The 13,583-nt window shown below is 49.0% G+C and carries 8 protein-coding genes and 3 pseudogenes; 6 read left to right on the forward strand and 5 right to left on the reverse strand.

Annotation, left to right across the window (positions count from 1 at the left end):
- Positions 1-8 precede the first annotated feature (8 nt).
- The 4 genes and pseudogenes from A4S02_RS09375 to A4S02_RS09390 form a co-directional block, all read right to left on the reverse strand.
- A complete protein-coding gene (locus A4S02_RS09375; RefSeq protein ID WP_003625884.1) occupies positions 9-368 on the reverse strand; it encodes a hypothetical protein in 360 nt (119 codons plus the stop codon).
- 19 nt (positions 369-387) lie between these two features.
- Positions 388-1,542 (reverse strand): acyl-CoA dehydrogenase family protein, encoded by a 1,155-nt coding sequence (locus A4S02_RS09380; protein ID WP_070323604.1) that lies wholly within the window; start codon positions 1,540-1,542, stop codon positions 388-390.
- Positions 1,543-1,771: 229 nt separating this feature from the next.
- The gene (locus A4S02_RS09385; protein ID WP_070323605.1) at positions 1,772-3,418 is read right to left on the reverse strand and encodes a carbohydrate porin; all 1,647 of its coding nucleotides are present in this window, start codon (positions 3,416-3,418) and stop codon (positions 1,772-1,774) included.
- Between the two features lie 446 nt (positions 3,419-3,864).
- A pseudogene (locus tag A4S02_RS09390) lies at positions 3,865-4,904 on the reverse strand (IS3 family transposase); the annotation flags it as partial.
- 93 nt (positions 4,905-4,997) lie between these two features.
- Between A4S02_RS09390 and A4S02_RS09400 the strand changes: the two are divergent.
- On the forward strand, positions 4,998-6,383 hold the full coding sequence (locus tag A4S02_RS09400; RefSeq protein WP_070323251.1) for an IS1380 family transposase: 1,386 nt from the start codon (positions 4,998-5,000) through the stop codon (positions 6,381-6,383).
- A gap of 184 nt (positions 6,384-6,567) precedes the next feature.
- Here the strand turns inward: A4S02_RS09400 and A4S02_RS09405 are convergent.
- Positions 6,568-6,720, reverse strand: a pseudogene (locus A4S02_RS09405) (transposase); the annotation flags it as partial.
- A 252-nt stretch (positions 6,721-6,972) separates the two neighbouring features.
- Here A4S02_RS09405 and A4S02_RS09410 point away from each other — a divergent pair.
- The 5 genes and pseudogenes from A4S02_RS09410 to A4S02_RS09430 all read left to right on the forward strand — a co-directional run.
- Complete coding sequence (locus A4S02_RS09410; protein WP_070323607.1) at positions 6,973-8,460, forward strand: aldehyde dehydrogenase family protein; 1,488 nt, start codon at positions 6,973-6,975, stop codon at positions 8,458-8,460.
- 5 nt (positions 8,461-8,465) lie between these two features.
- Entirely contained in the window at positions 8,466-10,601 is a 2,136-nt protein-coding gene (locus tag A4S02_RS09415) for a PQQ-dependent dehydrogenase, methanol/ethanol family (RefSeq protein WP_070323608.1), read from the forward strand.
- 35 nt (positions 10,602-10,636) lie between these two features.
- A complete protein-coding gene (locus A4S02_RS09420) occupies positions 10,637-11,962 on the forward strand; it encodes an MFS transporter (RefSeq protein ID WP_070323609.1) in 1,326 nt (441 codons plus the stop codon).
- Between the two features lie 24 nt (positions 11,963-11,986).
- Positions 11,987-12,562, forward strand: a complete 576-nt coding sequence (locus A4S02_RS09425) for a nuclear transport factor 2 family protein (RefSeq protein ID WP_070323610.1) — start codon at positions 11,987-11,989, stop codon at positions 12,560-12,562.
- Between the two features lie 237 nt (positions 12,563-12,799).
- Positions 12,800-13,558: pseudogene (locus tag A4S02_RS09430) on the forward strand (IS5-like element IS12528 family transposase); the annotation flags it as partial.
- Positions 13,559-13,583 lie beyond the last annotated feature (25 nt).

A 13,583-nucleotide genomic window follows, 5' to 3' on the forward strand; every position in this document is an offset into this window, starting at 1 on the left:
CATATGTTTTAGGCTGGAACTTCAAGCACGCGGCCCATGCGGGCTTCCACTCTGAGGTAACGCCAGAGCCGATGCTCACCCACTTCTGTTACACGGAACAGGTTGCAAGCAGCGGTAACGGTTTCCACGCTATCAACATCTGCAAGAATATAGCAGGTCCACGGGAAAGCATGAGATGCACCGACCATAACCTGATCATCATCCATCGTTCCCAGAATTGTCAGCCCTGGCAGGGAGTTCATGCCTTTCAGCATTTCACCCACTCCTGCCCATACTGTTTTGATGCCAGATGCAGGCAAATCAAAAAATGTCTGTGTTACACCAATACAAAACAGAACGCGCAATGGCTTTTTGTCTGGATTTGACATTGTTTTTCTCACTTATAAATTATGGATAACCAGGGCGCCCGCCACGACCAAGCATGACACGGCCTGCAGCTTCGTAATTTCCGCGCCCCATAAAGGCATGTTGCGCAACAACAACGCAGTCTTGCAAACAACGTGCCAGAATGTGGTCTTTATGAACGGCAGCAATGCCACCCAGAGCAAAACAGGTTCGGGCTACCTCGGCACATGTTTGTGCAGCATGGGTTGCAGCCAGCCGAATACGGTTTGCAAGATCTTCCGTAACAGTGCCACCATCACTCAGGACATCCCATGCTTCTGCTGTAACACCATAAAAAGCAGCACGCGCAGCGGAAAGCTGAGCAGAAACCTCACCAACCGCGGCCTGAACCTGAGCACGATCAGCCATTGTAGGGGCACCAGTGATGGATTTACGCCCAGCGGCCATTTTGACAACTTCATCAATAGCCCGCTGCGCACAACCCAAACCAACAACAGAAAGGACCTGTGCGGCGAAACATAGGGAAGGATAGCGATAGAGAGGCAAATCCAGAGATGAGGCACCACCTCGGATAAACGTCCATTCCGGCGCAACCTCTACATCACTCACCACCACATCGTGGCTACCTGTGCCAGAAAGGCCAATGGTGTTCCATGTTTCATCAATGGTTACATCAGTAGCTGGCAGAACTGCCGTACGGGGTAAACCGCACTCTTCATCTGCAACGGCAATACCAACACCGATAAAAGACGCCCCGGTGCACCCACTGGCAAATGGCCAACGACCTTTTACAACAAAATGGTCATTTTTAACCTGCACAGGTTGAGCCGGAAAAATGGCGCCAGCAAAAACAATATCAGGCCCGTTGGCATATAATTTCTTGAGTGTTTCAAGGGGCAATGCAACCAGATAAGTTGCAGAAACACCAAAGCTGGCAACCCAACCGGCCGAGGCATCGGCCCAGCCAATGCGTTCTATCAATTCAAGGAAAGACATGGGGGACACTTCCATTCCCCCAAATTGACGCGCAACCAATGCACGATACACGCCAATTTCTTGAAATTTTTCAATGATATCTTTGGTGATCCTGCGGTTTTCCCGGAACTCAAGAGCACGGGAACTGATGTCCTCGATCAGAGCATCAAAAGCAGGCCCTTTGGCCAGATCAGCTTTGCATTCTGGCGTCTGGATCAACATGAATGTTTCTCCCCTTCACGTTTCAAGGCCGATGCCACTGATGCGGGCTTCGCGTCCTTTCTGCCCAGAGATGGAGGTTATTTCTTAACCTCCCGAATCTCCTGCAGTCTGTTTATATCGAAAACGTAACCTTAATTAGTTTACATTTCCACTTATTTTTCTCATTTTTCTCAAAAAATATTTTCCCTAAATCCAAAGCCAAGTATGACTGGGGGCCACACGCTTTTTATCAGGGGAACTCTGCCATTTTATCGAGATAAACAAAGAGTGTTGCACCCACCTCCAGCGCATTATGGGGGTGCTTGGCAGTCATTGGAGCGTAATAGGTGTTGGGATTGATGACGTACTGTAGGCTTGGTTCCAATGCCACATTCGGGAACAAAAACGTATGTGCATGAATATCTGCAACAAGATGATCTGCACCTGGACGTTTTCCATCACCCCCACTTATTTTGTTAGCTTGGCCAAGAAAGTCCTGCTCCCGCGTGCCCAGCTTGCTCCAGTGGAATTGGATGCCGTAACTATCCAAAGGATGCGAGGCAAACGGAGCTTGAACAAATGCCCCCAAATATGCTTCTGCTTGTATAGGAGCATAACTTTGAAAATCTGTACCTGCACCACCATAAACGGCTAATGCCATACCGTGTGGGTCTTTGGTTGCACCATGGTCCTTACGCCACACATATTGTTGCCCACTAAAGAAAATACCGGACATACCTGTATGCATCTGCGCCGCAGAGCTTTTATCATACAGCTGAGAGGTACCACGCACAGTGCGAATAGGATCTTGCACGGTTGAGGAATTATAATACCCCAAGAACTCATACATGGATGGATAAGCCGTTTTATCAAACCCGCGCAGGTATCCAATCTCACCCACCCCGGTGGCCCCATTGGATGTGCCCGTATCCCACTTCCAGCCATTTGTAAAAAACGTTGTTTTATTCACCTCTGTAGCGGCAGCCTGAATGTACAAAGAAGGTGTAATATGGTACATAATGTGACCAGACCATGTGGCATACACAAACGTACTTACCCCAGCATCTTGAGACCAAATATCCTTAAAGCAGGTTAGAATCTGATTACAGTTTGGAATTAAGAAATACCGTGAAATATTTGCACGGCCGCCTTCAATTTCCAGTTTGTTATTCATGAGCTTTTGATCAAGCGTGAGCTCACTGAGATAATTACCACGGAATAGATGCGGAGGCTGATAGCCGATAATGTTATCGCCTACCTGCTGAGACCAGTGCTTATCATTATTACGCAGGAAAAAGATATCTTCCCCAAAGTTGATTTGCGCCCCTTTCCAGCCAATTAACTTTTCCAGATCGAATTGGGTTTCAATAACCCCCAAAGAGTTTTGCAACCTTGTACCGGGGCGAACACCCCCCACAACATTGCTGACAAAATTATCGATCAGAAGCAGATGAAATGTAATGCCATGATCTTTTAACGGTTTAAGTGCATTGTAAAAAATACCTTTTTTAGGCTGATTACTTGCAACCGCTACAGGAACAGCCGGCATGATTTTCGTGCTGATATTGTTAGGAGCTGACATAGAATCACTATCATCATCTACCCGCTTCTTACCTGTAACTGTTAACTCACGAGATTTTTTTAAGAGATCCGAGGCGGCAGATGAATCGGCAATCCCGCTCTCTATTTGGGATGTTGCGGCATGTTCTTGCAATAGAGCTGGTTGAGCTGTGGCACCTGGCGCAGATTGGGCCCTTGCTGTGCCACTTTCCACAACAACAGCAGCACAAGAGAGCATGAAGAATACGCTAAGCGTATTACAGGCCTTGTTCAAATGGTGTGACATGCAACAGAAAGCTCCCCGCCACTTTCCTTGATATTGGACAGAAACACGCATTTTTTCATTCCGGAATCACAATGTTATAGACAAAAAACAGTTCTTCCTTCCGCTCAGAAACCGGAATCCTGAAAACGGGTTTTGTCATGTTGCTGCATGAGCTCACAAACGACTCTTTTTGTCCTTACGCCGATGTTTCTCATGATGATTATCCTTTTGATGGTTGCTTGGTCTATTGGCCTGCCTGAATCTAGCGCGCCATCACCCTTTTATTAGAACAATATGAAAGTGAAATTTCCACTAAAAAACTTTTCTCAGGATCATTATTTTTATATCAAAATGAACATGCTTAAAAATTAATCACAACGTGCAGATCAATGCCGAAAAAATGTGCGTTCCCGATGCTGCTTTTGGTGCGGGTTTTATGTGTTCTCTATCATGAAAAATGAGGTGGTCCCGTCCGTTCGGACAGTTTTGCGGGCTTGATAAGCTATACCCGGTTGTTGTTATGCCGCCCTTCTGACGGCGTTGCTGTTGGCCATCTGGTCCGGGGTTAACCCCGGACCAGATAGCGTCGGCACGTTATGATACGCCTCATCGGGCGTTCGTCCAGCCAGCGCCGTATGCGGACGCCTTTCGTTATAATGGGCGATCCATCTGCCAAGTCCGGCCCTCAGTTCTGATCCGGTCTCGAACGCGTGCAGGTAGACGCATTCATATTTCAGCGACCGCCACAGGCGCTCGATGAACACGTTGTCCAGCCAGCGACCGCGCCCATCCATGCTGATGCGGATCTGACGCTCTTCCAGTATCCCGCTGAAACGGGGTGTCGTAAATTGCGACCCCTGGTCAGTATTGAAAATGTCCGGGGCGCCATAGCGCATGAGGGCATCCTGTAGCGCCTCGATACAGAACTCCACGTCCATCGTGTTCGACAGACGCCAGGACAGGACCTTGCGCGTGAACCAGTCCATGATCGCCACAAGATAGAGAAATCCCCGTTTCATGGGAATATATGTGATATCGGAACACCAGACCTGGTCAGGCCGATTGATGACCAGATCCCGTAGCAGATATGGATATTTCCGATGTTCCGGATGGGGCACGGTCGTGCGCGGCTTCTGGTAGATCGCCCGCAGGCCCATGGTCGCCATGAGCCGCCGGACCCGCTTGCGGCCCACTTCATGTCCCAGGCGGCGCAGATGCCATGTCATCTGCCGTGAGCCATAATACGGCGTTTCCAGGAACTGGGCGTCGATCAGTCGCATCAGCTCCAGATTGGCTTCGCTCTGTGGCACAGGCCGATAGTAGACGCCCGACCGGTTGAGTTGCAGCAGCGTGCATTGCCGGATTATCGGCAGGCATGCTCTCTTCGGGTCAATCATCTGCCGCCTCTGATCACGCCCAACCGAGCAGAGGCATCCCGCAAAAAATCCCGTTCCACCAGCAACTGGCCGATCTTGGCGTGCAGTTTCTCTACATCAGCAGGGCTGACTGAAGGTTCCGTTACTGACTTACCAGAAAAAAGGCTTGCCATGCCTTCGACGCGGAAATCTCACAGAAGGGTTGTACATCGGGTTAGATTATGAAAAAGTCTGTTTTGTACAAAATAATTTTTCATAAGCAATAAACGAACCCGATGCAGACAGAGTGTAGCGCAGGCGCGTATGAGTTTCCAGCCTCCTGTGGACGGCGTGTTGTGGCCCGTTTTGACGGGGGTCGCATGAGTTCGGATGGGGGCGTCATTCTGGTGAAGCAGGCTGATGACATTCTGGGGCTCAGCCGCCGCTTTGCTGCCTGTTTTCGCGATGAACGGCATCCCGGCTTTGTGGAATACCGGGTTGAAGACCTTGTCCGTCAGCGGATCATGGGCCTGGCACTGGGCTATGAAGACCTTAATGACCATGACGCTTTACGTCATGATCCTGTCATGGGTCTGGTATCGGGACGTCTGTCAGGAAGCCGGGCCAACTGTGCGGCACTGGCAGGCAAATCCACGCTGAACCGGTTGGAGCGCAGTGGGCAGCAGGCAGATCGTTACTGCCGCATCATTGCTGATCATGAGGCCCTGGCTACCCTGTTCGTGACGCTTTTCATGGACCAGCATGAGCGCGCACCCGCCCGGATCGTTCTGGATGTGGATGCCACCGATGACCGTATCCATGGCCATCAGGAAGGCCGCGCCTTTCATGGATATTACGGCCATAACTGCTATCTTCCCCTGTATGTCTTCTGCGGGGACCATCTCCTCAGCGCTACCCTGCGCACGGCAGACAGGGACCCGGGGAAGGAAGCACTGGCAGACATCCGCCGGATCGTGGAGCAGATCAGGAGCCGTTGGCCCCGGGTGCGTATCCTGGTGCGTGGGGACAGCGGTTTCGCCCGGGACAGTCTGATGACATGGTGCGAAGACAACCACGTTGACTTCCTGTTCGGGCTTGCAGGCAACACCCGCCTGTATGACCGGATTGCCTCTTTGTCCGCTGAGGTTCGTGACGAAGCCGCCACGACAGGCAGAGCTGCGCGCGGCTTTGCCTCCTTTGACTGGATCACAAAGGACAGCTGGACGCGCCGCAGGCGGGTCGTGGCCAAGGCCGAATGGCGCCATGGCAACCGCTATCATCGCTTTATTGTCACCACGCTACCGCAGGGAATGTCCGACCCCCGCCATCTCTACGAACAGATTTACTGCGCACGCGGGGATATGGAAAACCGCATCAAGGAATGCCAGATGGATCTGTTCTCAGACAGGACCTCGTCCCACACCATCCGGGCCAACCAGCTCCGGCTGTGGTTCTCGGCCGCAGCCTATGTCCTGCTGACCGCTCTGCAAAGACTGGCCCTTGGCCAGACCAGCCTGGAGACGGCGACCTGTGGCACCATACGCGCACGACTGCTCAAAATCGCGACACGTGTAACGCTCAGCGTCCGTCGGATTGTCCTGTCCATGCCGGACATGTTCCCCTGTCAGCATGAATTCGCCCTCGCTCATGCACGATTGCGAAGGCTCCGGCAGGCCATCTGAAGAAACAGACAGTGCACAGACCACATAGCTTCCACCAACACTGCCTTCTCAGGCCGTGACACCCTCACTGCGTTCAGAACCCGCCGCCAGAAGCAGAATATCGTCAATATTCCAGATCGGGCTCCTGTGGGATGACTGAACTCTACAAAATGACCTGAAATTGCCTCAAGTGTGAGAAATCCGCGTCGATCGCCTGGCGCTTCCATTGGGCGATCATCGTCTGATGCACGCCATGTTTCGAAGCCAGTTCCGCCAGCGTCAGTTCCCCACGGATCGCCTCCAGCGCAACCCGTGACTTGAACTCTGCCGCATACCGTTTCCGCGTAATCTTGCCCATAAAACCCGTCCTCGTTCAGGCCAGATGATAGCTTATCGCCCTGTCCGAAAAATGGGAACCACCTCTAAATTTATATATGGCTGCGACATATCACGGAAATAATTTCGTATTATTTTAGAAATTCTTTTATCTTTAATAAGTTTTCTAAGATAAATTGTCAGAACAATAATTTCTTTCCGTCATAAAATTCTGTTGACATATACGGAATGAATCTGTCCTATTTCGTTATCAAAACATACATAGGCATTGGTCATGGACTCTTTGCTGGCATCCGTCGCCAATTTTGTTTCCATATCACATGAATTATACATAAATGGTGGAGCTGTTCCCTCTAGCGGTGATGCACGCTTACCTATTTATGATCCCTCTACCGGCATGCAAATTGCATCAACAGTCGATGCTACTGCGCAGGATGTAGATCGCGCTGTTACGTCTGCTTTCAACAGTTTCAGATCTGGTGTCTGGAAAGATATGCGCCCTGCTGAAAGGGAACGCATTCTTTTACGCTTGGCTGACCTTGTAGAACGTGATGCTGAAATATTGGCTCAGCTTGAAACATTGGAACAAGGCAAATCACTTGCCATCTCACGTGCACTAGAAGCAGGTGGTGCACAAACCTGGATACGATACGTAGCTGGTCTGGCTACAACAATTACTGGCAAGACATTTGATGTCTCTATCCCCTTTCCGCCAGATGCGCGTTATACATCCTATACACGGCGCACACCTATAGGCGTTGTAGCTGGCATTATTCCGTGGAACTTCCCTCTGCTAATAGGTGTATGGAAGGTTCTTCCTGCCTTGGCTGCTGGTTGCTCTGTTGTTGCCAAGCCAGCCGAAACCACCCCTTTAACGCTTCTATATCTTGCGCGCCTAGCAACAGAAGCCGGTGTGCCTGATGGCGTTTTTAATGTGGTTACAGGTCGCGGCACCGTTGCGGGCAGTCAGCTTGTTAACCATCCTCTTGTCAGCAAAATCAGTTTTACGGGCTCCACTCCTGTCGGCAAAGCCATTGCCCGCAGTTGTGCGGATAGCCTGAAACGGTTCTCATTAGAATTGGGCGGTAAAAACCCTGCCATCGTTTTGGATGATGCAGATCTGGAGCAAACCGTCCAAGGGCTTATGCTGGCATCATTCCTTAATCAGGGGCAGGTTTGTGCTGCATGCTCGCGCATTTATGTCACCGATAAAATGTTTGACCCCTTAAGGAATGCCCTTACGCAAGCCATTCAAAATATGACTGTTGGCGCAGGCATGAACCTTCAAGCACAAATCAATCCTGTGGTCTCAGCAGTCCAACAAAAGAAAATTCTTTCTTACGTTCAAAACGCCGATACTGAAGCTGAACAGGTTATTATTGGCCAAAACGGCCCCAATGCAGAGGGATATTACGTTCCCCCAACGCTCATCATAAATCCATCTCCTGAAGCCACCTGCGTAACGGAAGAAATTTTTGGGCCCGTTCTGACCTTAACGCGTACATCAGATGCAAACGAAGCACTGCAACTAGCAAATACCTCTTCCTTTGGGCTAGCCGCCAGCGTGTGGACGCAAAACCTACAAGCCGCCATGACCCTACCCGCACAACTGGAAGCCGGAACCGTATGGGTTAACAGCCACGTCATGATTGATCCCAACATGCCATTTGGTGGGCTGAAACAATCCGGATCTGGAACAGACTTTGGATCTGACTGGTTGGATAGCTTCACTATCCAGAAATCCATCTGTATTCGCCATTAAAGAGAATGCTTATGTCCCCTCGCCCTCTTGTTCTGGCGTTACTTGCCGCATCTTTTCTCTCTCCGTCTGTTTATGCAACGGGAACAGACCCCATTGTTGAACAGGCTGACAGTCATCCTGAAAACTGGCCAACCTATGGCCGTACATATGCTGAGCAGCGGTATAGTCCGCTTGCTCAAATTACGGATCATAATGTTCAGAACCTGCATTTGGCATGGTATCAGGATCTGGATACAAACCGCGGGCAAGAGGCCACACCTCTTGTCATTGATGGTGTTATGTACATCAGTACAAATTGGAGCCATGTTGAAGCTCTGGATGCAGCCACAGGCCACGTTTTATGGAAGTACGACCCCAAAGTTCCGGGGAATGTTGCGGTAAAAGGCTGCTGTGACACGGTTAATCGTGGTGTTGCTTACTGGCAAGGCCGTATTTACGTTGGAACATTCGATGGCCGCCTGATTGCCTTAGATGCCAAAACAGGCCATGTGGTTTGGAGTGTTCACACCATTCCACATGATGCAACGTTAGGAGACATTCGCTCCTACACGGTGGACGGGGCTCCGCGCATTGTTAAAGGCATTGTTATTATTGGCAATGGCGGTGCTGAGTTTGGTGCGCGCGGATTTGTCTCTGGTTTTGATGCAAAAACAGGCGCGTTACGCTGGCGCTTTTTTACTGTTCCAGCACCATCTAACAAACCTGACCATGCGGCATCCGACAAAGCATTGCATGATATTGCCTATCCTACATGGAGCCCAAAAGGCAGCTGGACCAAATCTGGCGGTGGGGGAACCGTATGGGACAGCATTGTTTATGATCCAAAAACAGATCTGGTTTATCTTGGCGTTGGCAACGGTGCGCCATGGAATTACAAATTCCGTTCTGACGGGGTTGGTGACAATCTATTTCTAGCCAGCATTGTTGCCATAAAACCTGAAACTGGCGAATATGTATGGCATTTTCAGGAAACACCAAAAGATCAGTGGGATTTCACCGCCTCGCAGCCTATTATGGTAATGGATTTACCCATTCATGGCGAGCAACGGCATGTTATTGTGCAAGCGCCAAAAAATGGTTTTTTCTATATTCTGGATGCGCAAACAGGTGAGTTTCTTTCTGCTGTTCCTTACACGTTTCAAAACTGGGCACACAGCATAGATTCCAAAACAGGTCGCCCAGATATTAACCCAGATGCTTTATGGTCTCTTACCAATAAGCCGTGGTTTAGTATCCCCGGTTCCCTGGGCGGGCATAACTGGGCCCCTATGGCTTATAACCCCCAAACCAAATTGGTATATATTCCTGCCCAACAACTCCCTGAACCCTTTTTGTCTGACCCTAAATGGCATATGCACAAACAGGGCGTTAATATGGGTATGGATATGACCGGCCTGCCGGATGATCCAAAAGTTCTAACAGAGGTCAGTAAAACCGTAAAAGGTTGGTTACTGGCATGGAACCCCGCCGAACAAAAAGCTGCCTTTACCATTCCCCATTCAGCACCTTGGAATGGTGGCGTTCTAACAACTGCGGGTAATCTGGTTTTTCAGGGGCTTTCAACAGGTTTGTTTGAAGCTTATCGCGCAACAGATGGACACACGCTTTTTTCATTTGATGCACAAACAGGCATTGTTGCGCCACCCATTTCCTACATGGTGGACGGCAAACAATATATAGCCGTAGAAGCCGGTTGGGGCGGTGTTTTCCCACTTATGGGTGGCGCTTTGGCGCGTTTGCATAATAGTAGCATAAACCATTCCCGTATCTTGGTCTTTGCACTGGATGGCACTGCAAACCTCCCACCAGTGCAAAATTCAGCACCTCAGCCTATAGCGCCTACAGGAACATTCTCGCCCGAAAAGGCAAAACTGGGTTACCAGAAATATCAACAATATTGTTTGGCATGCCATGGAGATAACGCCGTAGGCGGGGGCGTACTGCCAGATTTGCGGTGGTCTGCATTTATCAATTCCACCCAGTCTTTCAGAGATGTTGTGAATAAAGGTGTTCTCTCCGAATACGGAATGGTCAGCTTTAGTAAAGAAATTTCTCCCGAACAGGTGGAAGATATCAGAAACTTTCTACTGCAACGGGCCACAAGCAGTTACCAATCTCTAGAAGACAAAAAGACGCCATAATTCCTGCTTCTCAAAAAAGTTTTGAGGAAAAATCCATGTCTCCTGTCCGCCCAGTTACAACTATTTTTCTCTTTATGTTGGCTTATCTGTTTTCCTACATTGATAGGCAGATACTATCTCTTCTTATAGGACCCATCCAATCAGACCTACTGATAACAGATACGCAATTTGCATTTTTGAATGGCCTTGCCTTCTCTTTGCTATATGCCATTTTGGGTTTCCCTCTTGCATCCCTGAGTGACAGATATCCACGACCGCCTATTATTGCGGGAGGCGTTATTTTATGGAGCCTCGCCACCATGGCTTGTGGGCTTTCACACAGCTTCTGGTCTCTGTTCCTGTGTCGTGTTCTGGTTGGGTTGGGAGAAGCCACTTTGGCTCCTGCGGCTTATTCTTTCTTGGCAGATAGTGTGCCTAAAGAAAAACTTTCTGGCACACTCGCTATTTTTTTCCTTGGATCTTTTTTAGGGTCAGGCTGTGCGTTTCTTTTTGGCGGCCCACTTCTGCATATTGTGCAACAGCATAATTTTGCTGGCATGCACGCTTGGCAAATATGTTTTATAATTGTTGGCTTTCCTGGCCTGCTCTTAGGCGGCATTATCGCCAAGCTTGTGCATGAGGTTCCACATAGAAAATCTATTGTAAAACCTGTTTCTGCTCAAAAAACAATTGCATTTTTCAGAATGCACCCAGCTTTCTTTAGTCTTCATATGTTAAGCTATACGCTTTTGGCAGTAACGCTCTTTTCTCTCTTCAGCTGGATGCCCGCTCAGATGATGCGTATCCATCATTTTTCACACGCTGATCTGGGAATTACGTTAGGTAGCATTGTTATTATTTGTGGTTGTGCTGGGGTTTATACCAGCGGGCGCCTTATTGATATACTGAGTGCTTGTGGCATATGGTATGCACCCCAACTTGTGGCAGCCTTTGCTGCTCTATGTGCCACTGCCCCGCTTGTTATAAGTGTAACAACTTCTAATACGCATCTTGCTGTCGCCGCATTTGCTGTTGCCTTCTATTTTGCATCTTTTCCAATGCCGCCCTCAGCTACTGTTTTACAAATTGCAGTGCCAACCACGATGCGTGCACGTTTTTCTGCGGCCATGTTGTTTTGTAATGCTATCGGGGGTCTATCTGGCGGGTCGCTACTTATTGGCACGTTAAACGATCATTTTTTCCATTCGCCATTAGCTATTGGCACATCAATGGCTATTGTTTCTGGCACGGCTAGTTTTTTAGGAGCCTTGCTGCTTTTCGCAAGTATTCCATCTTACAAACTTTTATGCTCCACGGCTAACACCAAGGTTTCTTATACATCTGACTTACCCACAAATAGTATGAAAACAAGTCGTATTTAGAATCAGTTTATCGGAAAAAGAAACATGACGCATGACCTAAATCTAGAAAATAAACTTAAAGCCCTTGTTCAGCGCGTAGAGGAACTGGAAGGGGAAGCCGCGATAAGGCGTTTACAGGCGCGTTACATGTTTTTGTGTGACACCCCTTGCCCTGAATTTGGTATTCAAACGGATAAAGACCGTATAGATCGCATTATGGATCTCTATACAGAAGATGCTATTTGGGAAGGTGTAGGTGAATACTACACCAACCAATTCGGCCGCTGTATTGGCAAAGCAGCTATTCGCACGCATTTTGAAAATTTTTGGCTTCAAAAACGCAATCCTGCACTTATTCTCAATGTGCATTACCTCACATCGGAACAAATCCATGTGCACGGCAATACTGGCGATGGACAATGGGTGCATTGTCAGCCATGGATTTTCAATGATGGAAGTTCATTATTACGATCTAGCCGCCTTAATAATCTTTTCCGTAAAGAAAATGGAGTTTGGAAAATCAGCCGGACACGCACGGAAAATGTTTTTATATCTCCCCTACCCAAAAATTGGGCAGAAAGCATTCCCTCACGCTCATTTTTAATGGATGAAGATACATGAACATTTGAACAGTAAAAATTATTTATACTTTAAGAAATTTTTACTGTTAGTATTAAGTCATTAGAAGATAGTTACCAGCAGAGAAATCAGACATCAATTATAAGATATATACTTATGCCGATTAAGTGCCTGAGCTTCCTTTACAAACCAAACACTGCGAGTGTCTGCGTTTAGAGTCCTTTTGGAAATTCGCTATGATAGGTTTTCAAGAGGTTTTGAGCGTGATTCAAAGGCAGGATGTGGACGCCAGCACAACGAGGCCGCATGGCCGGAATTACACGCAAGACGAAACGCTATCCGTCTGATCTGACAGATGAGGAATGGGAGCGCATAGCGCCTCTGATGCCCCCTGCGAACCGGCGTGGTCGGAAACGGACAACCGATTTCCGTGAGATCATCAATGCTCTGCGCTATCTCGTGCGCTCAGGCTGCGGTTGGGAGATGCTTCCGGTTCATTTTGGCCCATGGCAAACGGTTTACTGGTGGTTCCGCAGGCTGATGCGCCGTTTCCTGTTCCAGACCATTCATGATGTCTGTCTGATGCTCGATCGTGAAGCGACAGGACGCGAAACCAGTCCATCGGGTGGTGTCATTGATAGCCAGAGTATCAAGGCACCCCACGCAAAGACACGTGGTTATGACGCAGGCAAGAAGATCGTCGGTCGGAAACGTCACATCGCAGTTGATACGGATGGCCGCCTTCTCCTGGTCCAGCTGACAACAGCCGATATTTCGGACAGTGCAGGAGGACAGATGATCCTTGATGCCATTCGTAAACGCTGGCCTTGGGTGAAGCACCTGTTTGCCGATGGAGCCTATGACCGTCTCCAGTTGATGGATAAGGCCACGTTTCTCGACTTCACAGTCGAGATCATCCGGCGGTCAGAGACAGCAAAAGGGTTTGAAATCCTGCCGCGTCGGTGGGTTGTGGAACGGACCTTCGGTTGGATGATCCGCTGGCGTCGCCTTGTAAAGGACTACGAACAGCGGATCGACGCGGAAATCTCACGGAAGGGTTGTA

The organism is Acetobacter ascendens (genome assembly GCF_001766235.1).
GTDB lineage: Bacteria > Pseudomonadota > Alphaproteobacteria > Acetobacterales > Acetobacteraceae > Acetobacter > Acetobacter ascendens.